The following is a 17884-nucleotide window of genomic DNA, read 5'->3' on the forward strand; positions in this document are numbered from 1 at the left end:
TTTGGGCTGCACGTTTTTGTTTTGGGAGATCCATTTGAGCCTCATAGTTATGTTCACGTTCGGGAACATAACGCCAGTTGCCTTAGCTAAGTTCACGTTCGGGAACATAGCCGTCCGCAGCGCAAGACGGCCCGGCTACTCAAAGTATTGGAACTTGTTCGTCGAGAAGGCGAACGTTACGACAAAGCCTTCGCCGGAGTCGGATGCCGCCGTGACGTCGATGCCCATCTTGGAGCATAGGCGCGCCACCAGGTAGAGGCCGATGCCCGTTGCGCGCTTGGTGGTGCGGCCGTTGTCGCCGGTAAAGCCCTTCTCGAACACGCGCGGCAGGTCTGCCGCACACACGCCGCAGCCGTTGTCCGCAACGGTGAGCTCGATGCGCTCGCTCGCCAGGCCCTCGTCCAGTAACGCGCCCGAAAACACGATCTTCGCGCCGTCCTCGCGCGCATATTTAATGCTGTTCTGAATGAGCTGGCCCAGGATAAACTCGAGCCATTTTTCGTCGGTAAAGACCTCGAAGTCGAGGTTCTCGCACACCGGAGCCACGTGCGCCGCAATGAGCTCGCGCGCGTTGGCCTTAATCGCACCCGTCACCAAGGTCTTAAGGTCCCAGCGGCGAATCAGGTAGTCGCGCTCCACGACTTCCGAGCGCGCGTAGTACAGCGCCTGGTCGATATAGCGTTCCACGCGAGCCAACTCGCGACCCAGGTCATCGACACGTGTTGGGTCATCTGCGCCGCCGTCGAGGTTTTCCAGAATCAGGTGAGCCGCCGCCAGGGGCAGCTTGGCCTCGTGGACCCAGCTCTCGATATAGTCGCGATAGTCTTCGGTCTGACGCCGGCCCTCGGCAACCTCGTCGCAGGCGGCTTTGCCCACCCGGCACAGGACCTCGTACTCGAGCTCGCCCTCGGCATAGGTTGGGCATTGCACCATCTCCTGCACCCATGCGGGGCTCTCGAGCTCCTCTGCCGCGCGCTCCAACTGACGCAGAAAACGGCGACGGCGAGCGTACTCGATCACGATGCCGAGCATACCGAAGATAAAGGACACGCCAACCGCCACGACCACGATAGAAACGGGTGCGCCGGCGACCGTCAGCACAAAGCAGCTCAGCAGCACGCCGCACGTCCACACGGCGACGGGAAGCAGTGCATCTTTAAAGAACTTGCCAAACGACATAGCCGGCCCCTAGACCGAATAGCCTTGGCCGCGATGCGTCGTCAAATACCCCTTGATGCCGATTTTTTCGAGCGTGGTGCGCAGGCGGTTGATGTTGACGGTGAGCGTATTGTCGTCCACGAAGGCGTCGGAGTCCCACAGGTCCTGCATGATGGCCGAGCGCGAGACGATCTTGCCCGCGCGGCTCAGGAGCAGCGAGAGAATGCGCAGCTCATTTTTGGTGAGCTCGGTGCTGTCGCCGGTCGCCGTGTTGGTGACCATAGAGCGGGCGAGGTCGAGCTCCAGCCCCTTGTGGACGAGCGTGCTGCGCTCGCCTGACGCCGCGGTGCGACGCAGCAGTGCGTTGATGCGCGCCACGAGCACGCGCGCGCTATAGGGCTTGGGAACAAAGTCGTCCGCGCCGAGCGTCATGGCCATGACCTCGTCGATCTCGGTCGTGCGCGACGTGAGGACGATGATGGGGACCTCGGATTCGCGGCGAACCTCGTGGCAGATATGCTGGCCGTCCTTGACGGGAAGCGTGAGGTCGAGCAGCACCAGATCGGGCGCGGCGGCGAGAATATCGCGCGAGACATGCTCGAACGATTCGCAGGCCTCGATTTCAAACCCGGCGCGGGCAAGGATGTCGATAAGCTCACGACGAATGGGCTCGTCGTCCTCAACGATATAAATCAGCGCCATGGATTCCGCTCCCTTCTTGGTTGTCTTGCCACCATTATGGCTGCGGAGCCGCAAGTACGCGCCTCGCGCGGCAACAAGGTGACAGAACTGTTCGCGAACGAAAGCGTTGGCTCGCCCCTCGCTCGCAACGGGCGCGGGGATCAAATGATTATTAAATCCCCGTCCCAGAAAAATCATTTAGCAGCGGGCACGGAGCTTTTCGTAGCCTTCGGCGAAGAAGGCGACCGTCGCGGCGTCGGCCTCGGCGGCGTCCGTCTCGCTTGCGGGGACCACGCCGTGCTCGTCGCTCACCAGGAACAACGCGCCCTTGAGCTGCGCGGGAATGTCTACGCGCGTGACCGGGATGCCCTTGGTCTGGGCCAGCTGCTCGATGAGCGTCGCCGTGCCGCACAGGAACTCGTCCGCCGGCGCCACAAAGGCGAGCTCGCCGTTGTTGACGGCGGCGAGCAGCTCGGGCGCCACACCAGTTTCGTCAGCCTCGGAGCGGGCCTCGGCAGAGCGGGCACGCAGCGCCTTGGCCGACGTATCGGCGAGCGGCTCGTACTCCCCCACCGTCATGGCGGCGTTGCCGTTGATGTCGATCACCAGCATGAGCACGCCGTCGCGTGCGGTGTAGTCGCCTTCGGCAAGCGACCACTCAACGTGCTGTTTGGCCCAGCTGAGCATGTTATGGGTAAGCGGCTCGCCCTGCACCAGGCGCTCGGATAGCGCGCGAATGTGGCGGTTGAGCATGGGCACCTTTTTGTTGGACATGCGCCAACGGCAGACAAGCGCGGGCTTGTCGAGCGTGAACTTCTCGACCGCCTCCTGATTGGCGCAAAAGTCCTCGTACGCACGCTGGTCCTCGGCATTGCCAAACAGCTCGGCATCATCAATCTGGGGCATGGTCATACCTTTCGTGTTAGTCATTCCGTCCTCTTATACCAAAAAGACGGCCCTCCAAACGGAGCGACCGTCTTTTGCAGAGATAATTTTAGAAGCGAGGCGGTCCAAGGGACGAGATAACATCCCATCCTCCCCAGTCAACCTAACAGGTCGGCGAGGGTTGCCCAGGTGCCGCAGATTGCCGTGAAAGAGGAGCGACGCGTACTTGGGTACGCGGGCGACGAATGAGCGGCAAGGTGCGGTGGTTGGGCAAGCCGCAGCGCCACCTCCCTACTTAATGGCGGAAGTGGCGCGCACCCGTGAAAACCATCGCAATATTGTGCTCGTTGCAGGCCTGGATGCTCTCGTCATCGCGCTTGGAGCCGCCGGGCTGGATGATGCAGGTCACGCCGTGTGCGGCAAGCACGTCGACGTTGTCGCGGAACGGGAAGAACGCGTCGCTTGCGCAGGCAAAGCCGCCCTTCTCCACGCCCTCGCGCTCGCAGAAGTCCTCGGCGCGCTCGCAGGCAAGCAGCGCAGAGTCAACACGGTTGGGCTGACCGGGGCCCATGCCAATGCCGGCCTTGCCCTTGGAGACCAGGATGGCGTTGGACTTGACGCCCTTGCAGACCTTCCAGGCAAACTCGAGCTCGGCCATTTCGGCATCGGTGGGCTTGCGGTCGGTGGGAAACGTAAAGGTCGCGGGATCCTCGGTCACGTGGTCGACTTCCTGCACCAGCATGCCGCCGTCGATGGAGCGCAGCTCCACTTGGGCACCGTGGTCCACGCCGCCGGTAGCCAGCACGCGCAGGTTGGGGCGCTTGGCCATGCGCTCGAGCGCCTCGGCGGTATAGCTCGGGGCGATGATGACCTCGACGAACTGCTTGTTCTGATCGGCAAAGTGCTCAACCAGCTCAAAGGGAACCTCGCGGTTGCAGGCGATGATGCCGCCGAAGGCGCTCTTGGGATCGCAGGCGAAAGCGCGGTCGTAGGCGGCCGTGATGTCCTCGGCAACGGCGGAACCGCAGGGGTTCTGATGCTTGAGGATCACGCAGGCCGGCTCGTCGAACTCGCGGACCAGGTTCCAGGCGGCATCGGCGTCCAGATAGTTGTTGTAGCTGAGCGGCTTGCCCTGGATCTGCTCGGAGCCCACAAGCGGGAACTGAGAGCTCGCGGTGTTCTCGCAGCCCTCGGCAAAGCGGTAGACCGTAGCCTTTTGCTGAGGATTCTCACCATAGCGCAGGTCGTCGACCTTCTCCAGCGAAATCTCGAGCTTGGCAGAGGTGTCCGCCACGTCGCTTGCCTGGGCGGCAAGCCAACGGGAGATAGCCGTGTCGTAGGCGGCGGTGGTCTGGTAGACCTTCACCTGCAGGCGACGACGGGTGGCAAGCGTGGTGCAGCCACCGGTCTCGCGCATCTCGGCCAGGACGGCATCATAGTCGGCCGGGTCGGAGATGACGGTAACGCTCGCGGCGTTCTTGGCGGCAGAGCGCAACATGGAGGGGCCACCGATGTCGATGTGCTCGATGGCATCCGCAAAGGTGACCTCGGGGTTGGCGACGGTCTTCTCGAACTCGTACAGGTTGACGACGACCAGGTCGATCAGCTTAATGCCGTGCTGGGCGGCCTCCTGCATGTGCTGCTCGGAATCGCGGCGGGCCAGCAGCGCGCCGTGAACCTTGGGGTGCAGGGTCTTAACGCGGCCGTCCATCATCTCGGGATAGCCCGTGAACTCCTCGATGGGGGTTACGGGAACGCCCGCGTCCTCGATGGCACGAGCCGTGCCGCCCGTAGAGATGATCTCGACGCCAAAGTCATCGACCAGCGTCCGTGCGAAATCGACGACGCCCGTCTTATCGGTAACCGAGATCAACGCGCGCGCGATCTTCACATCAGATCCCATGCAGTCCTCCTGTCTGGTACGCCGCCGTGCTCTGTGAGTCGGTGATACGTCGATCTGCAGCGCTCGCGCAGCGGCATTGAAAATACTGATTCAATGTAGCGCATCGAGCGCATCGATGCACCCCGCAACGGGCGCATGTGCAGAAAAAGTTTGCGAGCAGAGGGGATGGGCACGGCACCGGGCACGGTGAGTTCATGGAACACAGGGGCACCATAATTAGATGCCATTGGCGTGGTAGAACTGTGCTCGATATGCATCCGCAAAAGAAAGAGGCACCATGGTCTCGCGGGTTCTCTACCGACCGTTTGATACCGAAGACTTCGACGCCATCGCGCTGATTCTGCAGCAGCTTTGGCATAACAATTCGGATAACGATGAGTACAACCGCCTCGAGGCCGCGTGCGACCTCGCCTATTGCCTTTCGTCATCGACGTTTTCGCAGGTTGCCGTAATCGACGGTCAGGCGCGTGGCATTTCGCTCGCGCGTGCGGGACAGAGCTCCGGCGCCACCGTTAAGGAACATTGGATGGATACCGAACGCGCGCTGCTATCGCAGATGCGTGAACTGGAGCCTGATGCCTGCGCCGAGTATCTCTCGTTTGTGCGTGCAACCATCCGAACCAACAACCGCCTGCTCGAGAGCAGCCCGTTGCCGCACGACAACGAAGTCACGCTGCTCGCCGTCGATCCCGATGTCCACGGCCTGGGCGTTGGCTCGGTTTTGCTCGATGCCGGGGTCTCGTACCTGTCCTCGCGCGGGGCGACAAGGGCGCACCTGTACACCGACTCCAACTGCTCGTGGAAGTTCTACGAGTTGCACGGCTTTAAGCGCACGGCCACGCACCGCGCCAACCGCGAAGAGCGCCGTCACGACATGCCGCGCGAAAGCTTCCTCTACGAACTCGACCTAACAGCCTAGCCCAGGCAGCCACACCTAGTCATTTAAGTCTGTCCCCAATGAGTGGCCTAGGGGGTTTGTAGATAGCCCTGGTCAAAAAACATCAAATATGAGTACTGTTACCTTTTTAGTAGCAGCGATTTGGGACATTTTTGATGCTTGTAGGCATGACGACCAGCTGCATGAGCTGACGTAGCTCCCCAAATGTTCAATGAAATGGGCTCCTAACGAGAAGTACTCTCATTAGGAGCCCATTATTATGTGCAAACATATGTGACCAGCGCAGCAACAGTACTCATATTTGGCATTTTTTGTCCACTGCCCCTTGCGCGAAGGTCCTCAGCGGAAAGTTTGGCCCGTTTCGATGCACAAAAATGGGATGAATCTTCCCTGGCAACCGCCCAGAAAGATCCACCCCAAAGCAAGCGCTCACTAGAACGTTCCGCCGCCGCCTCCGCCGGCGCCGCCACCACCGCCGCCAGAGAAGCCGCCGCCGCTGCCGCCGCTCGAGCTGTCGGAGCTCGAAGCCAGCTCGCGGATGGTCTCGTGGTACACATCGTTGAACGAATCGAGTGGGGACTCGTTGCCGTAGTGATGGTAATACCACCAGTAGCAGGGGTAGTTGTCGTAGAAATCGTCGCTGTTGCGCAGGTCCGCAGGCACGGCTTCGGCCAGCTGTCGCAGCACTTCTTTCGAAACGCCCAGAGCAACGCCCATCACCAGCAGTTTGTTCCACAAGATCAGGTCGCTGGGAATGGCCTCCTTCAGGCGCGTAAAGTCCTCGAGCCAATGCTTGAGCGCCTTGCAGCGAGCCGCCACCTCGGCGCCCTCCGGCGTGTAGCGACGGAAGGTGCAGCTCAGAACAAAGCCCACGATCGTGACGGGGATCGAGATCATAGCGGCGCCGACATTGGCATCCGCAAAGTCGGTATAGATCAGAGAGCCCAGAATGCCAAAGACGATGATGATGCCGAGAACCAAGCCGGCAACCAGGGCGATGGTGCCGTCCGAGGCGATAAGCTCGCGCGTCTCCAGCTTGCCCTTAACCGTGCTCTGATAGTCCTCGAGCTTGTCGCCAACAGATTCAGTACGCTCGCTGGCATACTCCTCCAGCTCGCTAAACGTGCGTGAACGGACGCCGTCTTTATCGGGCTTAACGCCGGCGAAGAAGACCTTGAGCACATCGCGATCGATGCCGTCCTTCTTGGCAGCCTTCCAGGCCTCGTCGGTCACTGTGATGCGATACGTCTGCTCCTCTTTTTCGCGACGGAGCAGACCCTTCTTCTTGGTCTCGGTCGCTTCTTCCAGCTTGATCACGCGGTCGTCGGTAAGCTTCATAAGCGTGGCGATATATGCCTGATCGGGCACCTCGTTCCAGCTCATGAGGGCCGAAAGCACGGCGGGATGGTCGGCCGAAGGCACATCGCGGAAATATTCGTCCTGGAAAAGCGGCTTGGGCTTGGGCCTGCGCAGCTTAAGCATCACGATCACACCGGTATAGGCAACCGCCACGACAACACACACCACGGCAATCGCGCTGGCAACCGCACGCGCGTGCTCACGGCGGGCGTTAGCTTCGTCGGCCCATTCCTTCTCTTCGCTCAGGATCGTTGACATGCGCTCTTCGCCCGAGGCGGCAAGCTGCGGCACCCAGTCGCTGGGGAAGGCGATGCGTGCCTCGGCGAATTCGCCCTGGTGCACGCAGGGAATGGTGTAGGTGACCATGGGCTCGTCCTCATCGAGCGACACGTCGCCCGTCAGCGGACCATGGCCCCATGCGCGGAAGTTATCGCCCTTGACGGCCGCCGTCCCGGCAGCGGCATTTGCGAAGCACACTTCCATCTCGACGTCATCGGAATCCGCAGACCAGCCGTCGCCCACGAACTTCCAGTAGAGCTCGGCGGTATCGGCCCAGTTCATAACCGCACCGGTCATGGTGTAGCTCACGTAATAGATCGCGCTGTCGCCGCTCTCGTGGGGGCTGAACACCTTAATCCTTACGCCGTCACCGGTCTGCTCGACCGTGTAGACGCCAGAATCGCCCTTGTTCGCGCTATCGACTTTGTTAAACGCGGTGTCCTCTTCCTCGACACTCAGCACGTCAACGCCCGCCGTGCCGCCCTGCTGGTTGGTGCCCGTATTGATCTCCCAAAACACGCCGTTGATGTCGTCGTCGAAATCAAACTGGCGTCCCTCGACAACGGTCAGCGATCCATCGGCCTCGACCGTGGCACCGATATAGGTTTGGGTCATGGAGTAGCCGTCGGCGTGCGCGGCGGCAGGCAGCAGCAACAACGCAAGCGCAACGAGCGCGCAGACGGAAGCGAATCGCGCAAACAGGCGGCGCTGCCGGCTGACTTTGGCGGCGAGGGTGTTCATAGGCACATCCTTTGTCTGTGATACCAGTAACGCCATTGTCCCACGTTTACGGGCGCACATGACGAACATCTAGGCCAGCGGAGTATCAAACGGGACGAAAGTCACGCCCGCACCCCGGCAGCTAGTCATTGGGAACGTTCTTAAATGACCAGTCATTAGGGGCACCCTTGGCATAGCCCGCCCCGGCAATAGATACCACTTCACAGCTCCGTCACAGGTGTAGCGGCTTTGTGTGGGCGCGGCCCGCGCTGATTGAGCCGCCAACCGAGGGGCATAAAGCAGTTGAGCGAAACGGTTTGCCCCTTTGCCGTTCGCTCGAGGATTATGTCCCCCTTTTCCGCGGAAACCCCGGCAGTTGCGAAGAGCTGCTGGGGTTTCTGTCGTCTAAGGTGCCGAGTTGATGGACAGGAATCAAGGCACCGAGTCTGCGGCCGCCATACGCAATGCGGGGCCTCGACAACTTGCGGGCCACAGTGACGCCTCCCCATCGTGCCCCGCGCTATACTCGTCCGCATGGATATCAAAACACGCAACATAGCAACACCCGCCGCGGACGCGCCAGCGACGCCACCCGCCTCCGCCCCCGCACCCGTCGTGGGCCGTTTCGCCCCGTCGCCCTCGGGCCGCATGCACCTGGGCAACGTGTTCAGCTGCCTGTGCTCGTGGCTTTCGGCCCGCAGCCAGGGCGGCAGCATCGTGCTGCGCATCGAGGACCTGGACGATCGCTGCAAGCGCCCGGAACTTGCCGCTCAACTGATTGACGATCTGACCTGGCTGGGGCTCGACTGGGACGAAGGCCCCTACTACCAGCACGATCGCCTGGATCTGTACGAGGACGCCCTGCGCCGTCTGCAAGACGCCGGCCTCACCTACCCCTGCTTTTGCACGCGCGCCGAGCTCCACGCCGCAAGCGCGCCGCACGCCAGCGACGGCACGCCCATCTACCGCGGCGCCTGCCGAAACCTTTCTGCCAAAGAAATCGCCCGCCGCAGTGCTCTGCGCGCCCCAGCCACGCGTCTGCGCGTGCCCACCGTCGATGATCTCGCAGACGACGTGATCGAATTCGTGGACCGCACGTATGGTGCCCAATGCGAGGCGCTCGCCACTGAGTGCGGCGACTTTTTGGTGCGCCGCAGCGACGGCGTGTTTGCCTATCAGCTGGCCGTGGTGGTCGATGACGCCGCCATGGGCGTCACCGAGGTCGTGCGCGGATGCGATCTGCTGGGTTCCACGCCGCGCCAGATCTATCTGCAGCATCTGCTGGGGCTGCCCATGCCGCGCTACGCGCACATTCCGCTGCTCATGTCACCGGACGGCCGCCGCCTTTCCAAGCGCGATCGCGATCTGGACCTGGGAGAGCTCCGCGCCCGCTTTGGCACACCCGAGGCACTGCTGGGCTGGCTCGCCGGGCAAACGGGCATCGCGCCGGACACCACGCCGCGCTCTGCCGAGCGGCTGGTCGAGCACTTTAGCTGGGATGTTATCCGCGCACACCGGGAGAACATCACCGTAACGGCTGAGTAATCAGGCACCCCACCCCTACGCAACATCCCAGGGCTGGAGTTCGTCGCCCAAGCGAACGATGCAGTCGTAGAGCACGGTATGACGCTCGGCCGGGTTGGCATCTCGATGAAAATGCCCGTAGTACCAGCGCCTGTAGTCCAAGCGGTCTTCCAGCTCATCGAAAAATGCCGTAAGCCGATCAACGGCAGGGCAATTCCAGCCGGGCCCCGGATAGAGCGTGGGCGAAAGCATGCGCGTGGAGCAGGTGTGGGTGATCACGTAGTCGACCTTCCAGCCCACGCCGTCGAGCTTTGTCCGTGCCTCCTCAAAGTTGCGCTCGTCCGGCAGCTCCTGCGGCCACCAGCTGGAATACGGAATGTAGTATTCCTTGTCCACGCTCGTGGCGCCGCCCATGGTAAAGACCGTTGAGCCGTCGAGCTCAAAAACCTCGCCGCGCGTCAGGCGCCGTATGGGCGAGGTGTCCGACAGACGCTGCGTCAACCCACCATGCCACAGCTCCATGGGGCGCTCCGCCCAATGGTCGTAGCGTTCGTGGTTGCCGTCGACGAACAGCACGGTATAGGGGCGCGACTCCAGCCAGGCGATATCGGCGCACTCCTCGGCAGAAAAATCCCAGGGAAAGCCAAAGTCGCCCGCGACAATCAGATAGTCGTCACTCGTCAGGCTATCCCCAAGCTCCCAGTCGCGCAGCTTTTGCATGTCAAGGCCGCCGTGAATATCGCCCGTCACATAGACCGTCATCGGATCACCACTTCCCTCTTATAGGCTTCGAGATCGCGCTCGACCTGTTCATCGTCCGTAACGTTGACCCACCACGGCCACTTAACGCACTGCACCAGCTCGTCTACCTGCGCAAACCATAACTTGAGCTCATCCAAACTTACCGGGGCGTAACCGTTGGCGTCCACGCCCACGTCATAGCGCAGCAGCCCCTGCCGAAGGTTGAACTTGTTATACGCGCCGCCGCAGCTATGGATATGCCCGTGCAGATGCCAGCTGCCGTGCGACATGCCCTGCCAGTCGACCATGGGATAGTGGCTCAGCACGATTTTCTGCCGATCGATTTTGAGCACGCAAATGGGCGGCTCGACGATAAAAGCATCCGCTACGGCAGGCTGCGTCCAGTCTTTGTCGTGGTTGCCGGGTAGCAGGTGGACGTGCTTACATACGATGCTTTTACGCAACTCGTAGGCCTCTTGGACCGCCATCTTAAAGCTGAAGTCGCCCAAAATGTAAAGCTCGTCGTCCGCAGCGACTTTGCTATTAATGCTCGCGACCATGGCGTCGTTCATCTGCGCAACATTCGACCAAGGCCTGTCGGCGAGACGCAGCATGTTCTCGTGTCCAAAGTGTGTATCGCTGGTAAACCAGATCACGGGGACCTCCTAACGCTGCGGGGCATCCATCCCTTAGGGCTTACCCTTCGTTCTTCCATCCAAACGGGTCAAACACCCAAAAAGCTAGATCGAGCACGCCGCCGGTCATCATGGCGCCGGCAAGAGCCATGCAAACGTGTAGAGAGCTGGCGCTTCGAAGCACGTCAAATGGCCCCAAAACAGCCAGCAGCGCGACCGCTGCACCGGCAAGGCACAGCGTGAGACACGGCCCCGCGTCCTTGACGCATTTCTTTGCGAGATGCTTGGTGTTGTCACTCATCGATTTCGAGCTCCTTAGAGGGTCGTTGTTCAGGTACGTGCCGTCGCGGCAGAGCAGGACGGCAGGTTAAGTGTCCCACGCCACGCGGACACAGCTGAAAGCCCTCGCTCAAATAACAGCGCGCCGCAGGATTCGTATCACCTGCGGCGCGCCGAAAATGATCCGCTTTCCTTCGTCCCCAACGGATCAGCTGAGTTGGTGCCGCTCGACGGAGAGGAAGAAGCCGGCGGCGTCACGAACTGCGGCAATGTCGCTAGGCATAGGAAACAGACGCGCTCTAAACGCCCTAAGCCCCAAGCCCACCCATTAAGAAATCGACTGCTGAAACGATTTTGATGCCGTCAATATCGGTCGGATGACTTCCCCGGCGAACGACGATGATCTTCTCGTAACCGCCGGTAATCTTCTCGAGCGACCTGAGCTCAAATGGACGCAGCTCGCGCTTACGCGTCGCCTCCTCGTCAATCGACTCCGTGACCTGAATAAACTTACGATCCGAGCCGTCGCCGATTGCAACAAAGTCGATTTCAGCATCTCGAAGATGACCTGTGAAGACTCGGTATCCGTCATAGACAAGGCGATTGTAAACGGCATTTTCGAGAACACGCCCACTGTCGCTGCCGCGATACCCATCCAAGAAAGCTCGAAGCCCCAGATCCTCAATGTAGAACTTGCCACCGGTCTTCAAAATGTCCCGACCCTTAATATCAAATCGGCGCGCATGCGAAAAGATATAGGTCTCCTCAAGGGCGGATACACAAGTGTCCACAACGCCATGCGAGGATTTCAGCCCGTTCTCCGCCAGCGTTCCAACGATCTTATTAATTGATGTCGGGTTTGAAATGTTATCGGCTAAGTAGGATGTAACGCGGTCGAGCACGCCCTTGCTTGTCACCGATCTCCTGCCCCGACGGGCTTCGCGAGCCAAAATGTCGCGCCCGACGATTGTCTGGTACGTGCTCCAGATGTAGTCCTTCATTTCCTGTTCCGGCAGCTTTGAGGCGGCAAGGAACGGCAGACCTCCAAACATTAAATAACGGTCGAGAAGATCGTCGAGCGCAACGATGTCCTCCCGGCCAAAAACAGCAAGCCTATTCGTGACGTCAGTCGGACCAAGAAAGTTGACATATTCCGAAAAAGCGAGCGGATGCATCCGAATCTCGACATACCTGCCCGAGATTAAGGTCGCAATCTCAGACGACAGGAGAAAAGCATTCGAACCAGTAACATATATATCGCAGTCCCGGTCGACACGAAGTGCGTTAATCGCCTTCTCCCATCCGGCAACCTCCTGAAGCTCGTCGAAGAAGAGATAGCACCTCTTGCCCGCAGGCATTAGGCCGTCGACGTGGCGGTAAAGCTCTCGCCAATCACGCACGCCCTCCAGCTCAAACGACTCCATCTTAAAGGTCAAAAGACATTCGGATGGAACGCCGTTATCCTCCAGATGTTTGCGCATCATGTCCAGAAGCGTCGATTTGCCACAACGGCGCATACCCGTTACGACCTTGATGACATCCGCATCACGAAAGGCGATCAACTTTTCGAGATATCGATTTCTAGGAACCATCCGTTTATCCATCGCCCGCCCCAATCTGCAAGTTTTTCTCACAGCATGACAAGAACTTGCGAGTTTTGCAAGTTTTTCTTACGTAGCGACAAGAACTTGCAAAATCTCCTCGGAGTCATTTGCGGTCGGATTCTGGCGAGGCCATGCAAAGCAGCAGGCCACGTGGCAACAACCAATGCCAACTCTTTACAGAGCCTCTGCCCCATTAGCATCCCCATGCCACCTCGCCCCTCTTGAATGCAACAAATCTAGGTAGATGTCCCCGAGCCAACAAACGCAACCATACGTCCGATGTAAAGCCCGCAAGTTAATTACCTCCCACCTATCGTGTTGGCGCCTCGACCGCCATAGACGTCAAATACCCCGCCAGGCACCTGCCTCAAAATACTGCAGCAAGAAATGACGACGCGACGCAGTTCGATGTCCCCCATGTGTATCGTCTTGACAAATGGATTCTTTTATAAGAGCTGGCCGCATTGAGACAAATCCAATAGAATGAATCTTTGCATTTTTGTCACGCACGTTCGAAGGGAGTCAAAGTGAAGGCAGCCTCTTTCTTCAGCGGAATCGGCGGTATTGACCTCGGCTTCGAGCGTGCCGGCGTTGAAATCGTCTTCCAAAGCGAAATCAATAATTTTTCGCGGGCAGTGCTACAAAAGCACTGGCCGGATGTCCAGCTAGCAGGAGATATCAATGAAGTCCAACCCGAAAGCATCCCCCAAGCAGAAGTCTATTTCGGAGGATTCCCCTGCCAAGACCTTTCGCTTGCCAACCAAGGAAAACGCCTCGGTCTTGCCGGATCGCGAAGCGGACTCTTCTTTAAGTTCGCAGAACTCGTCGCTGCCGCAAAGCCTCGATGGATTTTTATCGAAAACGTTCCCGGACTCCTCAACTCAAACAACGGAGAAGATTTCAGAGCCCTGCTCACCAAATTGGATGAGCTCGGGTATTGCGTATCATGGCGAGTACTGGACGCAAAATACTTTGGAACACCCCAACGACGTCGCCGCGTCTATATTGTCGGAAGTCTTGGAAACTTCGGCTCCGCTGAGGTACTTTTTGGACAAGGAGCAGCTCGAATCTCTTCTAAATCGCGCAGAAGCACGGACCACGCCTATGCCCCAGGACTTGAAAAAGAGCATCGAGTCTCAGATTACTACTCTATCCAACACGCCGGGATTGGCAGAAAACCTTCAGCGGGCCCGCAAGCAAAAGGATATAGAAACGACGGAGAAACTTACACTTGCGATTCAAGAGGAAGCTCCGACGCTATTTGTCAGACGCATGCTTCCTTTAGAGTACGAGAGACTCCAGGGATTTCCGGACGACTGGACTCTCGTAGATGGACAGCTCTAGGAAACGCTGTCTGCGTGCCCGTTATAGAATGGATTGCGCGCCGTATCGTCGAGGTCGATAAGGCTCAGAACAGCTAGAACGGAATGTCAATCCTTTCATTTTCAAGACTGCAGAATTGCCCCTGAAATGCCTCCAGAGTCGGTTGTCCTTGGTTGATTAGTGCTTGAACAAACGTCTGGTAGTTCGTATACAGCGTCCGGTCTTCATCGATTGTCAATGGAATGGGGCCGTCCTCAACAGAGCGGCTCTTATCCTCTTTAAAGGCGAGAAGAGCCAACGTCCAGTTGTAATCCTTCAAATCAGGCAGATTCACTGACTCTAGTCGCTCCATAAGATAGTCATAGAGCAGCGTGCCCACACAAAACGCAATCCCAAGGCCTTTCCATGTCTTCATGGCGATATTGCCCTTGATTAGAAATTGCTCTTGTTGTCTTCTCCAAGCATTGGTGACCAAAGTATTTGCAGTAGTTTCGGCACGCAGCTGCTCATTCGTCCTCTCGTTTTCAGTCATGTTTTTCCATTTGCGAACACGCTGAGTAATTTTGCCGGTATCCGATGTTTCTCCACCGCCTTGCATTTCAAGAACAAGTCGATTAGGGCCAGATGTCGACGACTCCCCGCTGCGCGTGGTAATTATAAAATCAGCATGATATGCACTGCCCTTACTCACTCGAAGGGACTCTTCTCGTTTGACGCAGATGTCAGACGGGTCAATGCCCCCATCAAATATATGCTGCGCAGCCATGGTTAGTATTTTCTTTTGATGCGAACAAAGCGGGAGATCTTTTTTGGTGGAGCACAATCTCTCCGAACACGATATCCAAAGCACTCCGTCCTGATCCCTTACCGAACAGACCGGCTCGTTTTTTGCTTTAAGCTTCTTGCACGTATTACCGCCGGAGAAGGGGCAGTGCGGAACCGGCTCTTCCGGGCTCCATCCGGCATATGGAATATCTATGGGGTGAATGGGCGTCAAAGCGTCTGTTCTTTGACCATAATACTCTGCAACTCTCGTACTCATTTCCCATCCAATCGTAATGCTAGGTAGCTGGATAAAGGATGCTTTCAGCCAAGCGGTACACAGTCACACCATTAATGGTATAGCTGCAATTCAATTCTAATTTACCCCTTAAACACCATATCGTTGTGGTATTCAATAAAATCTGGTCTTGGGCTCGATTGTTTAGGCAATGTAATTCGCTCGCCGCTATAACGCCACAAGAACTCGTCCTCGGCAGCCCCATGTCCAACCACACTCGACACCACAATCTTGAAATCCTTCGTTATGGTAATAAGTCCCTGGTCAAATGCCTTATCGTGCAGCGCGTTCAACAGCAATCCGTTATCTGGCGCCAGGCGCTCGGTCCGGGGATCAGCCACGTTCCAGGGCTTGATATGACTTGCAACCAGTAACGTCGGGTTCGATAGGCCCGTTAAACAACACCGCGAGCGATAATTAACGAGCAGCGTATTACGAAAGAACTGTTGGTTAACACGCGCTGAGATTATTGCCTCACGCTCTTGCCCCTCAGGCAAATCGATGCCAATTGCCTCTTTCAGCTCTCTGCTCATCGAATTATCAGAGTTAAGCTGGTCAAAAAATGCGCCCGCCGCTTCCTCGACCAACCTATCGCCGCTCGATGAATACTCTGCCCAAACCAATCTATCCATCTTGCTGGCATTAACCATGCCCACCTTGCCGCGTGCTCGACGCCGGTCGTCTAACGAGGCGAGGTTCCATATCTTTAAGGAAACCGCCGCCGGCGTTCTGCCGATGGCATGTGCCAGCGTCTGTATATCTTCGCCTTTGTCATCGATAAGCCTTGCAGGCAGGGCGAGATATAAAAACAGCGCCGCAAGGGTTTCTTCCCTCGACCAGTTTTTTCTTCGCTCCGCCACACCAATCATCTCACTCGCACGTTGTTCGCTCGATAAAACCAGGATAATCCAAGTCGATGGTTCCTATCGTAGTCAAAGCGCCCATTATCAATTCGCCTTTGCAACATCCCGTCACAGCACGGGACTCAAATTATGTAACGCTAATTTCGCCGGCGCGGACATGACAATCACAGCATGTTTTTACGTTTCAGCGCTCATTTAAAACTGTCTTGCGGCATTCCTAACAGCCATCTCCAATGCGGCAGGCGTCTTGTACTTCACCATGTCCTCCGTTTCGCATTACCCGTTTAGCACCATCAGCAAAGGCCTCATGAGCTCGCGTCTTTTGGCGGTTTTAGAGTTCTCCTTTACGAGATCTTTCAGCCGCTGCGTATCGAGCCCGCGTCCAAGCGCGTCGTGATAGGCATTAATAATTAATGAGGGGTCCTCGCAATCGAGGCAAAGATCAACAAGCGTGCGCTCGGGCTTGGTTACCGGCAGGCCGTCGAGCCAAACGATGTCCTGCTCAGCGATCTCGCGCTTTACAAAAGAAAGGGATTCGTTTCTTGTATTGATACGCGTGGGCGCGGTCATCCTGTAGGGGGACAGATAGAAATCGCCCATTTGCTGCAGGTTCGCCGCCGTCGTACCGCTCACGGCGATGCCATCCCACTGGCGTTTTCTCTCCCACGCGCAAAGGGAGGGATTGGTGAGCTTCCAAAAAGCGTTGAGCTCGTCGGTATCTCGGCACTGTGTGCCCAACATCCGGTAGGCGCCGTGGCATATCCGTTCAAGACGCCCCGCACGGCATGAGTGTGCCAGCGCATCTCGAGAGATGTCCATGCGAGCCGCTTGTTGAGCTGTGGTGAACACGCCCTCCCTCTCGGAAAGCTCTCTTATCGCCGTTATGTTGCTAAAGTACTTCATGTTGCAATTGCAGGATATTTTCATACTTTTGCAACGTGATTTTAATTCCTTATGATCGAAGCGCTTTGTTTATCCTATGTCTGACGCCGTTTTGCACCGGTACCCCATCCCCCGCTATCGAGGTCTAATACTTTTCCGCGAAGTGAACGTCTGTTTTAGGACCCCTGAAGCATCCGCATTTTTCGTCGGCAAAATCGCAGGATTCCAGTATCGAAACCGCAGGAAACGATGCCCTTAAAGTGTCTATGCTTCGGGGGTCCGATTTAGCTCGTTCACTTCTCGGAAAAGTATTAGACCTCGCTGCTAGCCACCCAGAAGAACACCTCTCCCTTCCCCACTGCCACCCAAAAACTCATCCAACATTAATCTTGGCTCAAGAATCGCTTAATCTATAACCTGCACTATAGAGTTCGACCAAGGGCGGGGCGGCGCCGCGCGACGCAGGCCGCCGAACGCAACGCTCGCGCCCGGGCAAATCGCCCGGCGTCGCGCCCATCGAACGAAAGGAAAGGTCATGGACGACCTCGAAAAAGTTGAAACTATCCGCACCAAGTGCAACGTGAGCTACACCGATGCCAAGGCCGCGCTCGACGCTGCCGACGGCAACGTTTTGGATGCCATCATTTGGCTCGAGTCGCAGGGCAAGACCCAGACCACGTCGGCGCATGCCGCCACCGAGTCCGCGCCAGTCGATGAGCCCTCTGCCGAGATGGTCGCCGCGCAGGTCGCTTACGAAAAGTCGAGCGAAAAGACCGACTTCTCCAAGAAGATGGACAGCGTGTGGGAGTACCTCAAAAAGCTCTTCCGCCTGAGTCTGGACACCAAGTTTATCGCCACGCGCCGCGATGCGATCATCCTCAACATCCCCATCCTGATCCCCATCGTCGCGCTGTTTGCCTGGGGCGCCACGATATGGCTGATGCTGATTGGCCTGTTCTTTGGCATGCGCTACCGCATCGACAGCGACGGCGACGTGCCCGGCAGCATCAACAACCTTATGGATAGCGCTGCTAACGCCGCGGACGACATCAAGCAAAATCTCAACGACGACAAGTAATCGCAGACGGGG

General features: G+C 57.9%; 16 protein-coding genes. 4 read left to right on the forward strand and 12 right to left on the reverse strand.

Annotated elements, in window-relative coordinates; translation table 11 throughout:
* Positions 1-135: 135 nt before the first annotated feature.
* The 4 genes from DXB53_RS05110 to purH all read right to left on the reverse strand — a co-directional run bounded on the left by DXB53_RS05110 (position 136) and on the right by purH (position 4627).
* Positions 136-1179, reverse strand: a complete 1044-nt coding sequence (locus tag DXB53_RS05110) for a sensor histidine kinase (protein WP_117564916.1) — start codon at positions 1177-1179, stop codon at positions 136-138.
* Between the two features lie 9 nt (positions 1180-1188).
* Positions 1189-1860 (reverse strand): response regulator transcription factor, encoded by a 672-nt coding sequence (locus DXB53_RS05115; protein ID WP_117583591.1) that lies wholly within the window; start codon positions 1858-1860, stop codon positions 1189-1191.
* A gap of 177 nt (positions 1861-2037) precedes the next feature.
* Complete coding sequence (locus tag DXB53_RS05120) at positions 2038-2769, reverse strand: hypothetical protein (protein ID WP_117583592.1); 732 nt, start codon at positions 2767-2769, stop codon at positions 2038-2040.
* Positions 2770-3019: 250 nt separating this feature from the next.
* Complete coding sequence (gene purH / locus DXB53_RS05125) at positions 3020-4627, reverse strand: bifunctional phosphoribosylaminoimidazolecarboxamide formyltransferase/IMP cyclohydrolase (RefSeq protein WP_117583593.1); 1608 nt, start codon at positions 4625-4627, stop codon at positions 3020-3022.
* Positions 4628-4904: 277 nt separating this feature from the next.
* On the opposite strand from purH, the gene DXB53_RS05130 reads away from it, so the two are divergent.
* Positions 4905-5546, forward strand: coding sequence for a GNAT family N-acetyltransferase (locus tag DXB53_RS05130; protein WP_117583594.1), 642 nt, complete (start codon positions 4905-4907; stop codon positions 5544-5546).
* Positions 5547-5957: 411 nt separating this feature from the next.
* Here DXB53_RS05130 and DXB53_RS09930 read toward each other — a convergent pair whose 3' ends face one another.
* Entirely contained in the window at positions 5958-7904 is a 1947-nt protein-coding gene (locus DXB53_RS09930; RefSeq protein WP_158556495.1) for a DUF2207 domain-containing protein, read from the reverse strand.
* A 513-nt stretch (positions 7905-8417) separates the two neighbouring features.
* Here DXB53_RS09930 and gluQRS point away from each other — a divergent pair.
* On the forward strand, positions 8418-9428 hold the full coding sequence (gluQRS, locus tag DXB53_RS05140; RefSeq protein ID WP_255413546.1) for a tRNA glutamyl-Q(34) synthetase GluQRS: 1011 nt from the start codon (positions 8418-8420) through the stop codon (positions 9426-9428).
* A gap of 15 nt (positions 9429-9443) precedes the next feature.
* On the opposite strand, the gene DXB53_RS05145 is transcribed toward gluQRS, so the two are convergent.
* The 4 genes from DXB53_RS05145 to DXB53_RS05160 all read right to left on the reverse strand — a co-directional run bounded on the left by DXB53_RS05145 (position 9444) and on the right by DXB53_RS05160 (position 12666).
* On the reverse strand, positions 9444-10169 hold the full coding sequence (locus DXB53_RS05145; protein WP_117583595.1) for a metallophosphoesterase: 726 nt from the start codon (positions 10167-10169) through the stop codon (positions 9444-9446).
* Complete coding sequence (locus DXB53_RS05150; protein ID WP_117583596.1) at positions 10166-10804, reverse strand: metallophosphoesterase; 639 nt, start codon at positions 10802-10804, stop codon at positions 10166-10168. Before DXB53_RS05150 ends, DXB53_RS05145 begins: the two co-directional genes overlap by 4 nt.
* Positions 10805-10844: 40 nt before the next feature.
* The gene (locus DXB53_RS05155; protein WP_117583597.1) at positions 10845-11084 is read right to left on the reverse strand and encodes a hypothetical protein; all 240 of its coding nucleotides are present in this window, start codon (positions 11082-11084) and stop codon (positions 10845-10847) included.
* Between the two features lie 286 nt (positions 11085-11370).
* Positions 11371-12666, reverse strand: a complete 1296-nt coding sequence (locus DXB53_RS05160) for an ATP-binding protein (protein ID WP_233503814.1) — start codon at positions 12664-12666, stop codon at positions 11371-11373.
* 527 nt (positions 12667-13193) lie between these two features.
* On the opposite strand from DXB53_RS05160, the gene DXB53_RS05170 reads away from it, so the two are divergent.
* Positions 13194-14087: a DNA cytosine methyltransferase gene (locus tag DXB53_RS05170; RefSeq protein WP_117583600.1), complete on the forward strand. Its 894-nt coding sequence runs from the start codon at positions 13194-13196 to the stop codon at positions 14085-14087.
* Here the strand turns inward: DXB53_RS05170 and DXB53_RS05175 are convergent.
* From DXB53_RS05175 to DXB53_RS05185, 3 genes are all read right to left on the reverse strand, one after another.
* A complete protein-coding gene (locus DXB53_RS05175; protein WP_117583601.1) occupies positions 14084-15031 on the reverse strand; it encodes a restriction endonuclease in 948 nt (315 codons plus the stop codon). The genes DXB53_RS05170 and DXB53_RS05175 overlap by 4 nt on opposite strands.
* Before the next feature lie 101 nt (positions 15032-15132).
* Entirely contained in the window at positions 15133-15918 is a 786-nt protein-coding gene (locus tag DXB53_RS05180; protein WP_117583602.1) for an HNH endonuclease, read from the reverse strand.
* Between the two features lie 270 nt (positions 15919-16188).
* On the reverse strand, positions 16189-16839 hold the full coding sequence (locus tag DXB53_RS05185; protein WP_369831574.1) for a type IV toxin-antitoxin system AbiEi family antitoxin domain-containing protein: 651 nt from the start codon (positions 16837-16839) through the stop codon (positions 16189-16191).
* Positions 16840-17329: 490 nt separating this feature from the next.
* Here DXB53_RS05185 and DXB53_RS05190 point away from each other — a divergent pair, with 490 nt between their 5' ends.
* On the forward strand, positions 17330-17872 hold the full coding sequence (locus DXB53_RS05190; protein ID WP_117583603.1) for a DUF4342 domain-containing protein: 543 nt from the start codon (positions 17330-17332) through the stop codon (positions 17870-17872).
* The last annotated feature ends 12 nt before the right edge of the window (positions 17873-17884 follow it).

The sequence above is a fragment of the Collinsella sp. OM04-5 genome (assembly GCF_003439125.1).
Classification (GTDB): domain Bacteria; phylum Actinomycetota; class Coriobacteriia; order Coriobacteriales; family Coriobacteriaceae; genus Collinsella.